A 17,656-nucleotide genomic window follows, 5' to 3' on the forward strand; every position below is an offset into this window, starting at 1 on the left:
GATTTCCCATGCCCATCTACGCCTACAAGTGCAGCGCCTGCGGCTTCGCCAAGGATGCCCTGCAGAAGATGTCCGATCCGCCTCTGACGGTGTGTCCGGCATGCGGCGCGAGCGCGTTCGAAAAGCAGGTCACCGCGGCCGGGTTCCAGCTCAAGGGCTCGGGCTGGTACGTCACCGACTTCCGCGACGGCGGCGGCAAGAAGTCCGAAGCCGCCACCGCGCCGGTCGCCTCGGGCGATGGCGCCGCCAAGTCCGCCGATGCGCCCGCCGCCGCGCCCAGCCCGGCACCCGCGCCGGCTCCCGCCCCCGCGCCGGCCGCCAAGAGCGCCGACTGAGGCGCCGAACCGCCCGCCGCTGTCCCAGAAGAGAAACCTCCCGATGCTCGCCCTGCGCAAATGGTTGCTGTCCGGCCTGCTGGTGATCGTGCCGCTGGTCATCACGCTCGGCGTGCTGAACTGGATCATCGGCACGCTCGACCAGACGCTGTGGCTGCTGCCCGAGCAGTGGCAGGTCTGGCTCAGCGACCACCGGGTGCGCGGCCTGGGCGTGCTGCTCACGCTGGCGATCCTGCTGGTGGTGGGCGCCGCCGCGAGCAATTTCGTCGGCAAGCGCCTGCTCGGCTGGGGCGACGCCGTGGTGCGCCGCATCCCGGTGGTGCGCTCGATCTATTCGAGCGTCAAGCAGGTCTCCGACACGCTGTTCTCCGAGAACGGCAACGCCTTCCGCACCGCGGTGCTGGTGCAGTGGCCGCGCGAGGGCGTGTGGACCATCGCCTTCGTCACCGGCGCGCCCGGCAACGAGGTCGCGGAACACCTGGGCAACGAGGAGTTCCTCAGCGTCTACGTGCCCACCACGCCCAATCCCACGGGCGGCTACTTCGTGATGCTCAAGCGCAGCGACTGCATCGAGCTCCGGATGAGCGTGGACGAGGCGCTCAAGTACATCGTCTCGATGGGGGTGGTCGTTCCTGGCAGCCCCGCCAGCATCGCGACGACCAAACCGTCCAACCCATAAAAACGAACGCGCCGCAACGGCGCCGGAATCTAGCCATGGCCATGCGTACTCACTATTGCGGTCTCGTGACCGAAGCCCTGTTGGGCCAAACCGTCACCCTTTGCGGCTGGGTCAACCGTCGCCGCGACCACGGCGGCGTGATCTTCATCGACGTGCGCGACCGCGAAGGCTACGTGCAGGTGGTGTGCGACCCGGATCGCGCCTCGACCTTCGCCGTCGCCGAGAACCTGCGCAACGAGTTCTGCATGCAGATCACGGGCCTCGTGCGCGCACGCCCCGAAGGCACCACCAACGACCAGCTCAAGAGCGGCAAGATCGAAGTGCTGGCGCACGAGCTCAAGGTGCTCAACCCCTCGGTCACGCCGCCGTTCCTGCTCGACGACGACAACCTGTCGGAAACCACGCGCCTCACGCACCGCGTGCTGGACCTGCGCCGCCCGGCGATGCAGCGCAACCTGATGCTGCGCTACAAGGTGACGATGGAAACGCGCAAGTTCCTCGACGCCAACGGCTTCATCGACATCGAGACCCCGATGCTCGGCAAGTCCACGCCCGAAGGCGCGCGCGACTATCTCGTGCCCAGCCGCGTGCACGACGGCAGCTTCTTCGCGCTGCCGCAGTCGCCGCAGCTGTTCAAGCAGCTGCTGATGGTGGCCGGCTACGACCGCTACTACCAGATCGTGAAGTGCTTCCGCGACGAGGACCTGCGCGCCGACCGCCAGCCCGAGTTCACGCAGATCGACATCGAGACCTCGTTCCTCGCCGAGGAAGAGATCCGCGAGATGTTCGAAGGCATGATCCGCAACGTGTTCCGCAACGCCGCGGGCATCGAGCTGCCGGTGTTCCCGACCATGACCTACGGCGAGGCGATGTTCAAGTACGGCTCGGACAAGCCCGACCTGCGCGTGAAGCTCGAATTCACCGAACTCACCGAGCTGATGAAGCGCGTGGAATTCAAGGTGTTCTCGAACGCCGCCACGATGAAGGGCGGCCGCGTGGTCGCGCTGCGCGTGCCGGGCGGCGGTGCCGAGGGCGGCCTGTCGCGCGGCGAGATCGACGCCTACCAGGAGTTCGTGAAGATCTACGGCGCCAAGGGCCTGGCCTACATCAAGATCAACGACGCGGCCGCGGGCCGCGAGGGCCTGCAGAGCCCGATCGTGAAGAACCTCGACGACAACGCGCTGGCCGAGATCATCGCCCGCACCGGCGCGCGCAACGGCGACATCCTGTTCTTCGGCGCCGACAAGGAGAAGGTGGTCAACGACGCCATCGGCGCGCTGCGCGTGAAGATCGGCCACAGCGCCTTCGGCAAGAAGAGCGGCCTGTTCGACGACCGCTGGGCACCGCTGTGGGTGGTGGACTTCCCGATGTTCGAGTTCGACGAGGAAGGCCAGCGCTGGAGCGCCGTGCACCACCCGTTCACCGCGCCGAAGGACGGCCATGAGGACCTCATGGACACCGCGCCCGAGAAGTGCATCGCCAAGGCCTACGACATGGTGCTCAACGGCATCGAGATGGGCGGCGGCTCGGTGCGTATCCACCGCGAGGAAGTGCAGAGCAAGGTGTTCCGCGCGCTCAAGATCAGCGCGGAGGACGCGCAGCTCAAGTTCGGCTTCCTGCTCGACGCGCTGCAGTACGGTGCCCCGCCGCACGGCGGCATCGCCATCGGCCTGGACCGCCTCGTCATGCTGATGACCGGCGCCGAGTCGATCCGCGACGTGATCGCCTTCCCGAAGACCCAGCGCGCGCAGGACCTGCTGACGCAGGCGCCGAGCCCGGTCGACGAGAAGCAGCTGCGCGAGCTGCACATCCGGCTGCGCAACGTGCAGCCGCAGCAGGCGGCCTGATCGGCGACAGGGGCACTCGATGAGTGCCCTTTTTTTTCTTGTCAGCTTCCTTGCGAAGCCGGTGACACGAAGGAGCCTCGCCCCATGCGGTCTTTCAAGATCCCCCAGTCCGTGCTGGTCGTGATCCACACGCCCGCCCTCGATGTGCTGCTGATCCGCCGCGCCGACGCCGAGACCGAGTTCTGGCAGTCGGTCACGGGCAGCAAGGACGCGGAGGACGAGCCGCTCGCGCTCACGGCCGCGCGCGAGGTCGCGGAGGAGACCGGCATCCTGTGCGGGCAGGGCAGTGCGCTCGCGGCGCAGCTGGTCGACTGGGAGCTGCGCAACGTCTACGAGATCTATCCGCGCTGGCGCGCGCGCTATGCGCCGGGTGTCACGCACAACACCGAGCACCTGTTCGGCCTGTGCGTGCCCGAGCGCGTCGTGCCGGTGCTGGCGCCGCACGAGCACACCGACTGGCGCTGGCTGCCGTACCGCGAGGCCGCCGACGCCTGCTTTTCCCCATCGAACGCCGAAGCCATTCTGTTGCTGCCAGAATTTGCGCGATGAACTCGCAGACGCCCAACTTCCGGGTCGCCACCTACAACATCCACAAGGGGGTGCAGGGCATCGGGCCCGCGCGGCGGCTCGAAATCCACAACCTCGGCCACGCCATCGAGCAGCTCGATGCCGACATCGTCTGCCTGCAGGAAGTGCGCAAGATGAACCGCCAGGCCGCGGTGCGCTTTCCGCGCTGGCCCGAGCTGCCGCAGGCCGATTTCCTCGCGCCCGAGGGCTACACGGCGGTCTACGAGACCAATGCCGTCACGCGCCACGGCGAGCACGGCAACGCGCTGCTCACGCGCTGGCCCGTGCTGCGCACCAACCACCAGGACATTTCCGACCACCGCTTCGAGCAGCGCGGCCTGCTGCACGTGGTGATGGAGGTCGAAGGGCGACCGGTGCACGCCATCGTGGTGCACCTCGGGCTGATCAAGGGCAGCCGCGTGCGGCAGGTGGCGCGGCTGCGCGAATTCATCGAGCGCGAAGTACCCGATGGCGAGCCGGTGGTGGTGGCGGGCGACTTCAACGACTGGGGCGCGCGCATGCGCTACGCGATGAACGCCATGGGCCTGCGCGACACCAGCGACCTGCGCGGCCCGCGCACGCTGACCTATCCCTCGCGGCTGCCGGTGGCGCAGCTCGATTTCATCTACGGGCGCGAGCTCGAACCCCTGACCAGCAGCGTGCCGCGCGGCCCGATCTGGGCCCGCATGTCGGACCACCTGCCGCTGGTCACCGATTTCTTGCTGCCGAATTGATAGCAAGGCCCGCAGAAGGGGCGGGCATTCGCGGCCCGAACGGCGGGCATCGATTCACTGGTACGATGGCCCGATGCTGAGGAAAACCGAAGTGGACACGCTCCCCGTTCCCAAAGACGACGACGAGGGCACGCCCGTCTCCGTGAAGATCCGCGAGCGCCTGAACGCGGCGCGCCGGCGCTTCAACGCCAACGACAACATCGCCGAGTTCATCGAACCCGGCGAGCTCGAGGCTCTGCTCGACGAGGTCGAGGTCAAGATGAAGGGCGTGCTCGAGAGCCTGGTCATCGACATCGAGAACGACCACAACACCGACAACACCGCGCGGCGCGTCGCCAAGATGTACGTCAACGAGGTGTTCCGCGGCCGCTACGTGCCGGCGCCGCCGCTGACCGAATTCCCCAATGCCGAACACCTCAACGAGCTGATGATCGTCGGCCCGATCACGGTGCGCAGCGCCTGCTCGCACCATTTCTGCCCGATCATCGGCAAGCTCTGGATCGGCGTGATGCCCAACGAGCACACCAACGTCATCGGCCTGTCGAAGTACGCGCGCCTCGCCGAATGGGTCATGGGCCGTCCGCAGATCCAGGAAGAGGCCGTGGTGCAGCTGGCCGACCTGATCCAGGAAAAGACCCAGCCCGACGGCCTCGCGCTGGTCATGGAGGCCGAGCACTTCTGCATGGCCTGGCGCGGCGTGAAGGAAATGGACAGCAAGATGATCAATTCCGTGATGCGCGGCGTGTTCCTCAAGGACCCGAGCCTGCGGCGCGAATTCCTGTCCCTCCTGCCCCGAAAGAGCTGACATGCTGGTCCGACTCCTCTACGCCAGCCGCGCCGTCGACACCAGCCCCGCGGCCATCGAGGCGATCCTCACGCAATCGCGCTCGCACAACACGGCCTGCGGCATCACGGGCATCCTCTGCTATGGAGGCGGCACCTTCCTGCAGGCGATCGAAGGCGGCCGCATGGCGATCAGCGAGCTCTACGGCCACATCCAGCGCGATGCGCGCCACAAGGACGTGGTGCTGCTGCACTACGAGGAAATCTTCGAGCGCCGCTTCGGCGGCTGGACCATGGGGCAGGTCAACCTCTCCAAGCTCAACGCCTCCACGCTGCTGAAGTACTCCGAGAAGCCCGAGCTCGACCCGTACAAGGTCTCGGGCAAGGTCTCGCTGGCGCTGCTCGAGGAATTGATGGCCACGGCGGCCATCGTCGGGCGCCACTGAAATGCGTCGGGGGCCTCGGCCCCCTTTTTGTTGCCCGCCGGCCGGCGGGCGAGCGACTTCCCTGATCTGATCCCGTGCCTCTTTCCGCATTCGCGCTGATCCTGCTGGCAGGGCTCATCCACGCGGGCTGGAACATCGTCGCCAAGAAGGCCAACGGCGACGTGCGCTTCAGCTTCCAGACCAGCGTGTTCAACATGCTGATCTGGGCGCCGGTGGGCATCGCGCTGGGCTGGAACGTGGTGCCCCACTGGGGCGCGACCGAGTGGGGCTTCGTCGTGCTCAGCGGCGTGCTGCACATCTTCTATTTCATCGTGCTGCTGCGCGGCTACCGCAAGTCGGACCTCACGGTGGTCTATCCGCTGGCGCGGGGCTCGGGCCCGCTGCTGTCGTCGCTGGTGGCGGTGCTGTTCCTCGGCGAGAAGATCAGTCTCGTGGGCGTGGCGGGCATCCTGGGCGTGGTGGGCGGCGTGTTCCTGGTCGCCGGTGGCCCGAAGCTCTGGCACAAGGCGCACGACCCGGCGCAGCGCGAACGCGTGCACAAGGGCATCCGCTACGGCGTGCTGACCGGCGGCTTCATCGCGGCCTACACCGTGGCCGACAGCTACGCCGTCAAGTTCCTCGCGATGTCGCCGATCCTGCTCGACTACTTCGGCAACTTCGTGCGCCTGGTGCTGCTGCTGCCGGCCGCGCTGCACGATCGCGCCACCACCGCGCGCATGTGGCGCGCGCAGTGGAAGTACGCGCTGGTGGTGGCGGCCGTGAGCCCGGTGTCGTACGTGCTGGTGCTCTACGCGGTACAGCAGGCGCCGATCTCGCACGTGGCGCCCGCGCGCGAGGTGTCGATGCTGTTCGCGGCGCTGATCGGCGGCCACCTGCTGCGCGAGGGCGACCGGCTGCTGCGCCTGCTGGGCGCGCTCTTCATCGCCGCGGGCGTGGTGGCGCTCGCGCTGGGCTGAGCCATGAGCCAGACGCGCCCGGGCCCGCTGCTGTTCGGCTGCGACTTCTCGAGCGCACCGACCGCGCGCAAGCCGATCGTGGTCGCCACCGGCGAATCGATGCCCGATGGCGTCCTGGCGCTGCGCGATCTGCAGCGCTTCAGCACGCTCGAGGCCTGGAGCCGCTGGCTGCACGCCACGCCGGCCTGGGTCGGCGGTTTCGACTTCCCGTTCAGCCTGCCGCGAGAACTGGTCGAGCACCTGGGCTGGCCGCTGCACTTCGAGCCGCTGATCGCGCATTACGCCGCGCTCACCCGTGCCGAGATCCGCGAGACCTTCGCGGCCTTCTGCGCCGCGCGGCCGGTGGGCGGGAAATTCGCGCATCGCGCCACCGATGCGCCCGCGGGTTCGAGCCCGTCGATGAAGTGGGTCAATCCGCCGGTGGCCTTCATGCTGCATGCCGGGGTGCCGCCGCTGCTCGCGGCCGATGCGCATCTGCCGGGGCTGCGCGCGGTGCAGCCGGCCGATCGGGTGGCGCTCGAGGCCTATCCCGGGCTGCTGGCGCGCGAGCTGGTCGGGCGCCGCAGCTACAAGAGCGACGAGCTCGTCAAACAGACGCCCGAGCGCCGTGACGTGCGGGTCGAATTGCTGGCCGCGCTCGAGGCCGGCCGCACGCGGCTCGGCCTGCGCCTCGAGCTCTCGCCCGGGCGGCGCCGCGAGCTGCTCGACGACCCGCGCGGCGACGACCTCGATGCCGTGCTGTGCCTGGTGCAGGCGGCCTGGGGCTTGCAGCGCGCGGACAGCGCGGGCCCTGGCTACGGACTGCCCGCGGGCATCGATCCGCTCGAGGGCTGGATCGTCTCCGCCTGACCCCGGCCGGCCCCGGTTGTCCTACAGCGCTTTGCGCCCCCGTCGTGGCGTGGCTCACAGGTCGCGTCGCTAGATTGAAGTCATGGGCCGCCGGCTCATGCATCCGGTCTCCGGGTGCTTCGTGACCGAATCAGGAAGGACATCGCAATGAACAAGGATCAAGTGGAAGGCCGCGTCGACCAGGCCAAGGGCAAGATCAAGGAAGTCACCGGCAAGGTCGTCGGCAACGAGAAGCTCCAGGGCGAGGGCATCGCCGACCAGGCCACCGGCAAGGTGCAGAGCACCTACGGCGACGTGAAGGAAAAGGCCAAGGACGCCATCAAGTCCGGCGCCGACAAGCTCTGATGCAACATGGCTGCGGCCCGCGGGCGCGCAGCCATTTTTCTTTTCATTCCATCGATGTGGAGGTTCCCATGACCCTCTCGATACAGCCGTCCGCCTCGCGCACGCGCACCTGGCTTGCCGTGCTGGCGATCGCCGGCGGCAGCCTTGCGCTCGCCGCCTGCGACAGGAACGACGGCCGCACCGCCGGCGAGAAGCTCGACAGCGCGGTGGCGCGCACGGGCCAGGCCGTCGACACCGCGCGCGACAAGACCGTCCAGATGGCCGAGGAGGCCAAGGCCAAGATCGATTCGCAAAGCGTGAGGGACGGTGCCGCCAATGCGAAGGAAGCCGTGAAGGACGCCGGTACCGCCGTGGCGAACACGGTGGACGACGCGGCCATCACAGCCGCCATCTCGGCCGGCCTGGCGAAGGATCCCGATCTCAGCGCCATCAAGATCGACGTCGACACCAAGGCCGGCGCCGTGAGCCTGCAGGGACCTGCACCGAGCGCCGCCGCCAAGGAGCGCGCCGAGCAGATCGCCAAGGGCGTGCAGGGCGTGACCTCGGTCGACAACCGGCTCGAGGTGAAGGGCTGAGTTTCCGGATCCGCGTTTTCCGCCTCCCAAAAAGAAAGCCCGGCATGCCGGGCTTTCTCTTGGGTGGCTGCCGGGTCAGTGGCCCAGCCAGTCCTTCAGTTCGTCGGCATGCTCTTCCTCGTCCGAGAGGATGTCCTCGAGCATGCGGCGGGTGGTCGGGTCCTTGTCGCCGATCAGGTTGATCATCTGGCGGTACGACTCGACCGCGATGCGCTCGGCCACGAGGTTGGCGCGCACCATGGCCTGCAGGTCGGTCGATTCGTCGTAGCCGGCATGGCTGCGTTCGCGCAGGTGTTCGGGCGCGAAATCGGGCTCGCCACCCAGTTGCACGATGCGCTCGGCGATGCGGTCGGCATGCGCCGATTCCTCGTTGGCATGCACGAGGAATTCGTCGGCGATGGCCGGCGATTCCACGCCGTTGGCGGTGAAGTAGTGGCGCTTGTAGCGCAGCACGCAGACCAGCTCGGTGGCGAGCGCGTCGTTCAGCAGCTTGACGATGTCGTCGCGCCACGGACCGTAGGCCGGGGTGACGGCGCCGTCGTCGAGGCTCTTGGCCGCGGCGTCGAGGCCCTTCTGGTCCAGCACCAGGTGCTGGTGGTCCTTCGCCGGAGTGGAGGCATTGGCTTTCATGGGGGATCCTTTCGTGGGGGAGTTGTTTTCTGCTGCATGAGCGTGTTCACGATGTCGGCCAGGTCGGAAGTCTTGAGCACCGCCGCCAGCACCGCCGTCACCGACAGCAGCCGCCAGGGCCTGACCAGCACCACCACCGCGCCGGTGGCGGCGGCGATCGCCATCAGCTTGGCCGGCTCCTTGCGCGCATAGCGTTCGAGCAGCGGCCGCGCCAGCTGGCCCGCCGCATGCGCCGGATGGCGGCGCCACCAGCGCTCGGCCATGCTGCGCGCGACCGAGGCCCAGATGCGGGCATTGCCGCCGCGGCCGCCGCCCGGATCGTGCGCGCGCTGGCCTTCGAAGGCGGCGCCGGCATCGTCGGGGTCGGACTGCGCGAAGGCCGCCTCGGCATCGCGCCGGGCGCGTTCCTGCTGCGGCGTGCGGTGCTCCGGCTCGGGATCGCGGCCGCCGTTGAGCTCGCGCACCAGCGCGCGGCGCGAGAGCGCCAGCCTTTCCTTCGGCGTCAGCAGGGCGCGGGGATCAGTGCCGGCCATGGCGGCCTCCGGCTTCGTGAAGGGCTTGCAGGTCGGCGTCGACCTGCGCACGCAGATCGTCGAACCCATGGGCGATGAAGGGACGGGATGCGATCCAGGCGCAGATCGCGGCGATCGCGAGCGCCACGCCGGGGACCGCGACCAGCACCCAATGAAAGCTGCCGTGCAGCACGCCCAGCAGCACCGCCACGCCGATGAGTCCCAGCGCCAGCACGAAGGTGGCTGCGGCCAGGATACCCGCGACGATGCGGGCGATCAGCCCGCGGGCCGCGGTGCCCGACTCCTGCCGGACCAGGGCCGCGTAGTTGGCGATGTGTTCGGCGATGAGCTCCGGGTGCCCGAGCACCGTGGAAAAGATCGGATGAAGCATGGTGCTGCGGAGCGGAGCCGATGCTTCAGTCGATCAATAGTCGTCCCGACGGCGGCTGGCCAGCACGATCAGTGCGGTGATGGCGGCACCGGCCGCGGCGGCGATCAGCACCGAGCGCACGGGCTGGTCGGAGATGTAGCGGCCGGTCACGTCGGCGGCCTGCTCGAGGCGGCGCTGCGCGCGCGCGCTGGTGGTCGAGGCGGCATCGAGGCCGCGCTGCACGGCCTGCTGCACGCGCGCCGCCAGTTGCTCGACCGCCGGTTCCGCGTCGCGACGCAGCTCGCGGACCTTTTCGCCCGCCGCATTCACCGCATTCTGTGCATAGGCGCGCGTGGTATCGACAGCGTCGTTGGCGGTCTGGCGTGCGTCGTCGGCGAGTTGCTGGGGGGTCTTGGTCGTGTTCATGAAAAGTCCTTTCCGGGAATGAATTGCGAGAGCCTGTGGATCGTACCGACGCTACTTGCTTCGTAGCAAGCCGGCCAGGAAGCTCGCGATGGCGAGCACCGCGAAGATCACGAAAAGGATCTTGGCGATACCGACGGCGCTGGCGGCGATACCGCCGAAGCCGAACAAGGCGGCGATCAGCGCGATGACCAGAAAGACCACTGCGTAGTGCAACATGCGGAACTCCTTGGAGGCTGCCCTCGTTGTTGGAAAAGCCGCGTGTCCGAGGAGGAGGAACACGGCATGGACAGACCTTAAGGGCCGGCCCATGGCGGACCTGTCAGTGGCAGGGGGGGCGGGGCGTAGGAGATGGCCGAGTCCGCCCGGCGGCCCTGGAAATCGCGTGAATTCCGGCACGGATGCGCCGGCGCGGGGGGCGTGGTCCGGGCCTATGCCACCGGCAGCATCGCCGCGATGCGCGTGCCATGCCCGGGCGTCGATGTCACCGTGAGCTTGCCGCGCGCGGCCTCCACGCGGTGGCGCATGCCGGCCAGGCCGTGCGTCGACGGGCGCATCTTCTGGGCGTCGAAGCCCTTGCCGTTGTCGAGCACCTCGACCACCACGTGCGTGTCGTGGTTCTTCATCGCGATCGTGGCCTCGGTGGCCTCGGCGTACTTGCCGATGTTGGTGAGGCTCTCCTGCACCATCCGGTAGATGGTGAGCTGGCGCGACTCGTCGGTGCTGACCGGTTCCAGCTGCATGTCGACGCGAATGCCCGAGCGCTCGCCGAACTCGCGCCCGAGGATCTCGAGCGAGGCCACCAGCCCGAGGTTGGCCAGGGACGACGGGCGCAGGTCCTCGATGATGCGGCGCTTGAGCGCGATGCCGCTGTTGAGCAGCTCGGTCAGATGCTGCAGCCGCTGGATCGCATCGGGCGCGTCGGCCAGCCGCGACTTCAGCCGCGCCACGTCGAGCTTGGCGGCGGTCAGCAGCGAACCCAGCTCGTCGTGCAGCTCGCGCGCCAGGAAGCCGCGCTCGGTCTCGCGCACGTCCTGCAGGTGGGTCGCCAGCTCGGCCAGCGAGGCGGTGCGCTCGCGCACCTCGTCCTCCAGGGCATTGCGCTCGCGCTGCAGGGTCTCCTGCTGGCGCTCGCCGATCGAGCGCAGCACGTGCGTCTGGCGCAGGTACAGAAAGAAGGCGAACAGGGCGGCCAGCGCCACGATGCTGGTGCCGAAGCGCGCCAGCCGCAGCGACAGCATCACCTGGGTCTGGCTGTCGTGCAGGGTCTTGTTGCTGAGTTCCACCAGGCCCCGGGCCTTCTCGCGGATGGCATCCATTTCCTCGCGGCCGACGTCGGTGGTGATGACGAACTTCCAGGCGTCCTCCTTGCCGTCCGAGCGCAGGCGCACGCTCATGTCCATCTCGGACACCTTGCGCAGCACGTGTTTCGACAGCTCCGCCAGCTGGGCCGTCTCGGCCGGCCGGCCGGCGTACTGCTCGCGCAGGCTCGCCAGGTTGCCGTCGATCTGCTTGATGGCGTTGTCGTAGGGCTGCCGGTAGGCGGCTTCCCCTGTCAGCAGATAGCCGCGCTGGCCCGTTTCGGCATCGAGGATGTTCTGCAGCAGCTGGTTGAGCACGCTGCGCACCTTCTGCGCGGCGTCGATCTCGGCCAGGGCGATACTGGACTGCCGGTAGCCCGCCTCGTTGATGCCGACGAGCGCCAGCGCCGCCAGTGCGGCGAGCAGCAGGCTCAAGGCCATTTTTGGGAACGCTAGCCAACGCATGAAACTTTTGGATCCGCTTTCAAGACAAGATCGTGAATAATTGACAACGATCAGGGAACCGGCATGTTGCGGCCCGCGGACCGGCAACACAACGACGAAAGTAACAGATGATCAAAATTGGAATTGTGGACGACCACGCCATCGTGCGATCGGGCCTCAGGCAGTTCTTCTCCGAGCACGTGGATCTGCGCGTGGCCGGCGAGGCCGCCAGCGGTCGCGAGGCGATCGAGCTCGTGCGCACCACCGAGCTCGACGTGCTGGTGATGGACCTGTCGATGCCGGGCCAGAGCGGGATCGATGCGCTTGCCATGATCCGTGCCAAGGCGCCCGACGTCGGCATCCTGATCCTGAGCGGCTACCCCGAGGAGCACTACGCGATGAACCTGATCCGGCAGGGCGCGAGCGGCTACCTCAACAAGGAGTGCGATCCGATGGAGATCGTCAACGCGATCCGCACCATCGCGCTGGGCCGCCGCTACATCACCCCGGCCGTGGCCGAACTGCTGGCCCGCCAGCTCGACCGCAAGGACGACGCCGCGCCGCACGAGCAGCTCTCGGAGCGCGAGTTCCAGGTGTTCCTGAAGCTGGCCAAGGGCGAGACCGCGGGCGACATCGCCAAGACGCTGTCGCTGTCGGTGAAGACCGTGAGCACCTACCGCACGCGGCTGATGGAGAAGATGAACCTCTCCTCCAACAGCGACCTCACGTACTACGCCCTCAAGAACAAGCTGATCGACTGAGAAAGCCACCGTTCGCGCCGGGCCTCAGCCCGGCTCCGGTGGCTGCAGCGCCACCGCGCGCAGGCAGAAATCGACCAGCGCGTCGATCTCGTTGGACTTGTCGAACACCGCGTCCACGCCGAACTGCGCACAACGCCTGCGGATGTCGGGCGTCGCATAGTTGCTGAGCACCACCACCTTCTGTTCGGGGCGCCGCTCGGTGCAGGCCTTCAGCACGCCCAGCCCGCTGCCCTGCTTGAGAAAGAGATCGACCACCGCGAGGTTCCAGTCGGCGGCATGCGTGCGCAGCCATTCGACCGCGTGGTCTTCGGTTTCCGCGTAGCCGATCACCACGGTGCGCGCCAGTTCTTCCAGGGTGCCGATGAGGTTTTCACGGATCGTGAGGTTGTCCTCGACGATGTAGGTCTTCAATCTGGAATCCATGACGAACCGCGCTTCCTCCGACGTTGCCCGAATGATGTGGGCCGCGGCGCCCGCCGTGTTCTCGTGGCTGGCGGCGGCTGGACCGGGCTCTGGACGATGAGGCCTCCCTGCCGCGCATCATGCAGGGTTCAGTGCGAGGCATCTGTAGGCGGGTTCCGACGCCCCCGCAGGCGAGGGCCCTGGCGTCGCTCGGCGCGCGGTAGGTGATGCCGCACGCGGGATGCGGCCCTGCGCCGACCTGGACGGCGCGCGCGATGCGGTCATCATGCAGCCATGGCGATGGATTCCACCCGCACCCTCCCGCGCAGATTTCCGCTGTGGCAGAAGCTGATCGTGCTGCTGCTCGCGCTGCTCGCGGCGTTGGTGATCGCCATCCTGTTCTTCCCCTGGGACGTGCTGCGCGAGCCGGTCAACCGCTACGTGAGCGAGAAGACCGGCCGCAAGTTCGAGATCACGCGCCGGCTCGACGTCGATCTCGGCTGGCGCCGCGCCACCGTCAAGTTCGACGGCATCGAGTTCGCCAACCCCTCGTGGGCGCGTGACCCCTACCTCGTGAAGGCCGAGCGCGCCGAGTTCGACATCCGCCTCTGGCCGCTGGTGTCGCGCCGCATCGAGATCCCGCGGCTGGTGCTCGCCTCGCCCACCGTGGGCCTGCAGATGGAAGCCGACGGCCGGCGCACCTGGGCCTTCGGCAAGGACACCTCCGACGCCGGCACCGCGCCCACCATCGGCACCATCGAGGTCGATGGCGGCGCCATCGACTTCCTGGCCAAGCACCTGGGCGTGGACATCCATGCCGATGTCAGCTACGACACCGCGCGCGGCGCGCTGCCGGTGCACTACCGAATCAAGGGCCGCTACAAGGGTCAGCCGCTCACGGCCCAGGGCCGCACCGGCAACGTGATGCAGATCAACGCGGCCGGCGCGCCGCCGTTCCCGCTCGAGATCGACGCGGCCGCCGGCCAGACCAAGCTCAAGGCGGGCGGCACCGTGGGCTCGCTCGCCGACCTCGACGGCATCGATGCGAAGTTCGACATCCGTGGCCAGACCCTGGGCGCGCTGTTCCCGCTGCTGGGCATCGCGCTGCCGCAGACCTCGCCCTACGCGGTACGCGGCAATCTCAGCAAGCGCGGCAGCCTGTGGGAGGCCAAGGCGCTGCAGGGCAAGCTGGGCCTGTCCGACATCGCGGGCGACATGCGCTTCGACCAGGCGACCCAGGTGCCCTACCTCGCGGGCGAACTGCGCTCCAAGGTGATGGACATGGACGACCTCGGCCCGCTGATCGGCCTGCCGCCGACCGCGCGCACAGCCGCCACCGTCGAGGGCGTGGCGCCGCCGCCGACCGTGACCCAGGTCAAGCGCCCGGGCGGCAAGGTGCTGCCGACCGCGCCGCTGGACTTCGAGCGCCTGCGCGCGATGAATGCCGACGTGAAGTACACGGCCGAGCGCATCCGCAACGTGCGCGACGTCCCGCTCGACAGCGGCAGCGTGCAGGTCAAGCTCAAGGATGGTGTGCTCACGCTCGATCCGCTGCTGCTCGGCGTGGCCGGCGGCAAGCTGGGCGGCGCGATCCGCATCGACGGCTCGAAGAACCCGGCCGACATCCGCGCCGCGCTCGACGTGCGCGCGATGCAGCTCGCGCGGCTGTTCCCCAAGCTCGAGACCACCGGCAACAGCCTGGGCCGGCTCGACGGCCGCATCAACCTCTCGGGCTCGGGCAGCACGGTCGCCAACTGGCTCGGCGGCGCTTCGGGCGACGTGGCGGTGCTGGCCGGCCGCGGCCAGTTCGGCAACCTGCTGCCGGTGTTCGCAACGCTGGTGGGCGGCGACATCCTCAAGTTCCTGCTGCGCGGCGACCGCGACGTCGAACTGCGCTGCGCGGCCGTGGCCTTCGACGTGAACAAGGGGCTGGCGACCGGCCGCACGCTGATGGTCGACACCACCAACGCGCTTTTCACGGCCACGGGGCAGGCCAATTTCGCCACCGAGGGGCTGGACTTCGTGGTCCACCAGGAGCCCAAGAGCAAGAGCCTGCTGTCGATCCGCACGCCGCTGGTGGTCAGCGGCAGCTTCGGCGATCCCAAGGGCGGGCTGCAGGTCGGGCCGTTGGCGGGCCGCGGGCTGGCTGCGCTGGCGCTGGGCGCGGTCAACCCGCTGCTGGCGCTGGCCGCGACCATCGAGACCGGTCCCGGCGAGGATTCCGACTGCAAGGCGGTGCTGGCCCAGGCCAACAAGCCGACCGCCGGTGCCGCCGCCAACGGTGCGGCACGGGCCAAGGGCGCGAAGCAGCAGCCCTGACCCGAGCGGGGCTAGGGTGCGGGGCGGTGCGCCGCGCAGACGCCGCAATGCGGATCGCGCGCCACGCGAAGCGTGTCGAACGAAGCGCTTCGCCCATCGAACATCAGCAGCCGGCCCGCCAGCGACGGCCCGATGCCCGCGAGCAGCTTGAGCGCCTCGAGCGCCTGCAGGGTGCCGATGGTGCCGACCACCGGCCCGAACACCCCGAGCACCGCGCACAGCGTCTCCTCGAAGGCCGCGTCGGGCGGGAACAGGCAGGCATAGCAGGGCGAGGCCGGATCACGCACGTCGTACACGCTGAGCTGCCCGTCGAAGCGGATCGCGGCCCCCGCCACCAGCGGCTTGCCGTGCGCCACGCAGGCGCGGTTGACGGCCTGGCGCGTCACGAAGTTGTCGGTGCAGTCGAGCACCACGTCGGCCGCCGCGACCAGCGCCGACAGCTGGTCGGCGTCGGGGCGCAGCACGTGGGTCTCGATGGCGATGCCGGGATTGATGTCGCGCATGGCCTGCGCCGCCGACGCCACCTTGGGCTGGCCCACGCGCGCCTCGGTGTGGGCGACCTGGCGCTGCAGGTTGGTCAGGTCGACCTCGTCGTCGTCGACCAGCACGATGCGCCCCACGCCCGCCGCCGCGAGGTAGAGCACGGCCGGCGACCCCAGCCCGCCGGCGCCGATCACCAGCACCCGGCCGGCGCTCACGCGCGCCTGGCCATCGATGCCGAATTCCTCGAGCAGGATGTGGCGCGAATAGCGCAGCAGGTCGTCGTCTTCGTTCATGGCGGGGAGAAAGCAAAAGGGACCGGTCTGGCCGGTCCCCTGCGGTGGGATGCGAAGTCGGAGCGTCCGGAAGGGGCTCGCGCCCCGGCCGGTCAGTTCTCCTTCTTCTCTTCCTTGTTGTCGACGATCACCTGCGTCTTGCTGACCAGCACCGGCTGGCCCTTGAGGCGGTTGAGCGCCTGCACCAGCGGGAAGTCCTTGTCGGAGCCGAACTCGGGCACCTTGCGGTCCTGCGGCGGCTTCTTGGCTTCTTCCTCGAGGCGCTTGCGGGCCTCGTCGCGGGCCTTCTCGCGCTCGGGGTCCTTGACCTCGGGGCCCTGGCCGCTGGCCAGGTGCTTCTCGAGGTCGGCCTCGCGCATGCGCAGCGCGGCGAAGGGGCTGCCCTCGGCGCTCTCGTCGACCAGCACGTTCGGCACGATGCCCTTGGCCTGGATCGAGGTGCCGCTGGGCGTGTAGTAGCGCGCGGTGGTGATCTTCAGGCCGGTGTCGGGGCCGAGCGGGCGCACGGTCTGCACCGAGCCCTTGCCGAAGGTCTGGCTGCCCATGATGGTGGCGCGCTTGTGGTCCTGCAGCGCGCCCGCGACGATTTCGCTGGCCGAGGCCGAGCCTTCGTTCACGAGCACCACCAGCGGCACCGACTTCAGCGCGGTCGGCAGGCTGCGCAGCGGGTCGCTGCCGGAGCGGCGCTGGTAGAACTCGGGCGCCGCCTTGTAGACCGCCTTGCTCTCGGCGAGCTGGCCGTCGGTGGTGACCACCGTGGCGTTCTCGGGCAGGAAGGCCGCCGATACCGCCACGGCCGCGTCGAGCAGGCCGCCCGGGTCGTTGCGCAGGTCGAGCACCAGGCCCTTGAGGTTCGGGTCTTCCTTGTACAGGTCGTCGATCTTCTTCACGAAGTCGTCGACCGTGCGCTCCTGGAACTGCGACAGGCGGATCCAGCCGTAGCCCGGCTCGATCATCTTGCCGCGCACCGATTGGGTGCGGATTTCCTCGCGCGTGATCGTGACCGGGAAGGTGCGGCTCTCGTCCTTGCGGAAGATCGTCAGCAGCACCTTGGTGTTGGCCTCGCCGCGCATGCGCTTGACCGCCTCGTTGAGCGACAGGCCGCGCACCGCGGTGTCGTCGATCTTGGTGATCAGGTCATTGGGCTTGAGGCCGGCGCGGAACGCGGGCGAGCCCTCGATCGGGGAGACCACCTTGATCAGGCCGTCTTCCTGCGAGATCTCGATGCCCACGCCGACGAAGCGGCCGGTGGTGCCTTCCCTGAATTCCTTGAAGGACTTCTTGTCGAAGTACTGGGAATGCGGGTCGAGCCCGGCGACCATGCCGGAGATGGCGTCGGAAATCAGCTTCTTCTCGTCGACCGGTTCGACGTAGTCGCTCTTGACCATGCCGAACACGGCAGCGAGTTGCTGCAGTTCCTCGAGCGGCAGTGGCGCGAGCGAGCCGCGCGCGACGGTCTGCAGCGAGGCGGTGGTCAGGACGCCTGCGACGGCGCCGGCGGCGACCCAGCCGGTGATCTTGAGTTTCTGGCCCATGGGTAAGTGTCCTTGTCGGCTGTCGAACCAATATACACAGCTTGGAAACAAATTGCCCGCCGGGGTT

General features: G+C 68.5%; 22 protein-coding genes. 13 read left to right on the forward strand and 9 right to left on the reverse strand.

The features are described 5' to 3' along the window. The first annotated feature begins 8 nt into the window (after window positions 1–8). The 11 genes from ACEN9J_RS26505 (at window position 9) to ACEN9J_RS26555 (ending at window position 8,116) form a co-directional block, all read left to right on the forward strand. Complete coding sequence (locus ACEN9J_RS26505) at window positions 9–335, forward strand: FmdB family zinc ribbon protein (protein WP_057592057.1); 327 nt, start codon at window positions 9–11, stop codon at window positions 333–335. A gap of 43 nt (window positions 336–378) precedes the next feature. Next, window positions 379–1,014, forward strand: coding sequence for a DUF502 domain-containing protein (locus ACEN9J_RS26510; protein ID WP_057592056.1), 636 nt, complete (start codon window positions 379–381; stop codon window positions 1,012–1,014). 35 nt (window positions 1,015–1,049) lie between these two features. Then, window positions 1,050–2,861 carry an aspartate--tRNA ligase gene (gene aspS, locus ACEN9J_RS26515; protein ID WP_413762477.1) on the forward strand — a complete coding sequence of 604 codons (1,812 nt, stop codon included), beginning with the start codon at window positions 1,050–1,052 and terminating at the stop codon, window positions 2,859–2,861. Window positions 2,862–2,945: 84 nt separating this feature from the next. Then, window positions 2,946–3,410 carry a dihydroneopterin triphosphate diphosphatase gene (gene nudB / locus ACEN9J_RS26520; protein ID WP_296729575.1) on the forward strand — a complete coding sequence of 155 codons (465 nt, stop codon included), beginning with the start codon at window positions 2,946–2,948 and terminating at the stop codon, window positions 3,408–3,410. Then, the gene (locus tag ACEN9J_RS26525; RefSeq protein ID WP_057592053.1) at window positions 3,407–4,162 is read left to right on the forward strand and encodes an endonuclease/exonuclease/phosphatase family protein; all 756 of its coding nucleotides are present in this window, start codon (window positions 3,407–3,409) and stop codon (window positions 4,160–4,162) included. The genes nudB and ACEN9J_RS26525 overlap by 4 nt, the downstream gene beginning before the upstream one ends. 73 nt (window positions 4,163–4,235) lie before the next feature. Next, entirely contained in the window at window positions 4,236–4,967 is a 732-nt protein-coding gene (gene folE / locus ACEN9J_RS26530) for a GTP cyclohydrolase I (RefSeq protein WP_057592052.1), read from the forward strand. Window position 4,968: 1 nt separating this feature from the next. Further along, the gene (locus ACEN9J_RS26535) at window positions 4,969–5,391 is read left to right on the forward strand and encodes a BLUF domain-containing protein (RefSeq protein ID WP_057592051.1); all 423 of its coding nucleotides are present in this window, start codon (window positions 4,969–4,971) and stop codon (window positions 5,389–5,391) included. A 74-nt stretch (window positions 5,392–5,465) separates the two neighbouring features. After that, window positions 5,466–6,347 (forward strand): EamA family transporter, encoded by an 882-nt coding sequence (locus ACEN9J_RS26540; protein WP_413762478.1) that lies wholly within the window; start codon window positions 5,466–5,468, stop codon window positions 6,345–6,347. Between the two features lie 3 nt (window positions 6,348–6,350). Continuing rightward, entirely contained in the window at window positions 6,351–7,196 is an 846-nt protein-coding gene (locus ACEN9J_RS26545; protein ID WP_413762479.1) for a DUF429 domain-containing protein, read from the forward strand. A 147-nt stretch (window positions 7,197–7,343) separates the two neighbouring features. Next, window positions 7,344–7,541 (forward strand): CsbD family protein, encoded by a 198-nt coding sequence (locus tag ACEN9J_RS26550; protein ID WP_413762480.1) that lies wholly within the window; start codon window positions 7,344–7,346, stop codon window positions 7,539–7,541. A 68-nt stretch (window positions 7,542–7,609) separates the two neighbouring features. Continuing rightward, the gene (locus tag ACEN9J_RS26555; RefSeq protein WP_261213978.1) at window positions 7,610–8,116 is read left to right on the forward strand and encodes a BON domain-containing protein; all 507 of its coding nucleotides are present in this window, start codon (window positions 7,610–7,612) and stop codon (window positions 8,114–8,116) included. Window positions 8,117–8,191: 75 nt separating this feature from the next. Here the strand turns inward: ACEN9J_RS26555 and ACEN9J_RS26560 are convergent, their stop codons facing one another. The 6 genes from ACEN9J_RS26560 to ACEN9J_RS26585 all read right to left on the reverse strand — a co-directional run bounded on the left by ACEN9J_RS26560 (window position 8,192) and on the right by ACEN9J_RS26585 (window position 11,793). Next, on the reverse strand, window positions 8,192–8,746 hold the full coding sequence (locus ACEN9J_RS26560) for a ferritin-like domain-containing protein (protein WP_261213976.1): 555 nt from the start codon (window positions 8,744–8,746) through the stop codon (window positions 8,192–8,194). Beyond that, a complete protein-coding gene (locus ACEN9J_RS26565; RefSeq protein ID WP_413762481.1) occupies window positions 8,743–9,279 on the reverse strand; it encodes a hypothetical protein in 537 nt (178 codons plus the stop codon). Before ACEN9J_RS26565 ends, ACEN9J_RS26560 begins: the two co-directional genes overlap by 4 nt. Further along, window positions 9,266–9,649, reverse strand: a complete 384-nt coding sequence (locus ACEN9J_RS26570; RefSeq protein ID WP_261213972.1) for a hypothetical protein — start codon at window positions 9,647–9,649, stop codon at window positions 9,266–9,268. The genes ACEN9J_RS26565 and ACEN9J_RS26570 overlap by 14 nt, the downstream gene beginning before the upstream one ends. Before the next feature lie 33 nt (window positions 9,650–9,682). Then, window positions 9,683–10,054 carry a hypothetical protein gene (locus ACEN9J_RS26575; RefSeq protein WP_057592043.1) on the reverse strand — a complete coding sequence of 124 codons (372 nt, stop codon included), beginning with the start codon at window positions 10,052–10,054 and terminating at the stop codon, window positions 9,683–9,685. 51 nt (window positions 10,055–10,105) lie between these two features. Further along, window positions 10,106–10,270, reverse strand: coding sequence for a DUF1328 domain-containing protein (locus ACEN9J_RS26580; protein ID WP_082321940.1), 165 nt, complete (start codon window positions 10,268–10,270; stop codon window positions 10,106–10,108). A gap of 212 nt (window positions 10,271–10,482) precedes the next feature. After that, on the reverse strand, window positions 10,483–11,793 hold the full coding sequence (locus ACEN9J_RS26585; protein ID WP_261213971.1) for a CHASE3 domain-containing protein: 1,311 nt from the start codon (window positions 11,791–11,793) through the stop codon (window positions 10,483–10,485). Window positions 11,794–11,924: 131 nt separating this feature from the next. Here ACEN9J_RS26585 and ACEN9J_RS26590 point away from each other — a divergent pair, with 131 nt between their 5' ends. Next, window positions 11,925–12,557, forward strand: coding sequence for a response regulator transcription factor (locus ACEN9J_RS26590; protein WP_057592041.1), 633 nt, complete (start codon window positions 11,925–11,927; stop codon window positions 12,555–12,557). 24 nt (window positions 12,558–12,581) lie between these two features. Here ACEN9J_RS26590 and ACEN9J_RS26595 read toward each other — a convergent pair whose 3' ends face one another. After that, complete coding sequence (locus ACEN9J_RS26595; protein ID WP_057592040.1) at window positions 12,582–12,980, reverse strand: response regulator; 399 nt, start codon at window positions 12,978–12,980, stop codon at window positions 12,582–12,584. 279 nt (window positions 12,981–13,259) lie between these two features. Here ACEN9J_RS26595 and ACEN9J_RS26600 point away from each other — a divergent pair, with 279 nt between their 5' ends. Next, window positions 13,260–15,278 (forward strand): AsmA family protein, encoded by a 2,019-nt coding sequence (locus ACEN9J_RS26600; RefSeq protein WP_413762482.1) that lies wholly within the window; start codon window positions 13,260–13,262, stop codon window positions 15,276–15,278. Window positions 15,279–15,289: 11 nt separating this feature from the next. Here ACEN9J_RS26600 and ACEN9J_RS26605 read toward each other — a convergent pair whose 3' ends face one another. Both ACEN9J_RS26605 and ACEN9J_RS26610 read right to left on the reverse strand, forming a co-directional pair. Next, window positions 15,290–16,054, reverse strand: a complete 765-nt coding sequence (locus ACEN9J_RS26605) for a HesA/MoeB/ThiF family protein (protein ID WP_296742399.1) — start codon at window positions 16,052–16,054, stop codon at window positions 15,290–15,292. A 92-nt stretch (window positions 16,055–16,146) separates the two neighbouring features. Then, the gene (locus tag ACEN9J_RS26610) at window positions 16,147–17,589 is read right to left on the reverse strand and encodes a S41 family peptidase (RefSeq protein ID WP_413762483.1); all 1,443 of its coding nucleotides are present in this window, start codon (window positions 17,587–17,589) and stop codon (window positions 16,147–16,149) included. Window positions 17,590–17,656 lie beyond the last annotated feature (67 nt).

This window comes from Variovorax sp. Varisp41 (assembly GCF_047325085.1).
In the GTDB taxonomy this organism is placed as follows: Bacteria; Pseudomonadota; Gammaproteobacteria; order Burkholderiales; family Burkholderiaceae_C; genus Variovorax.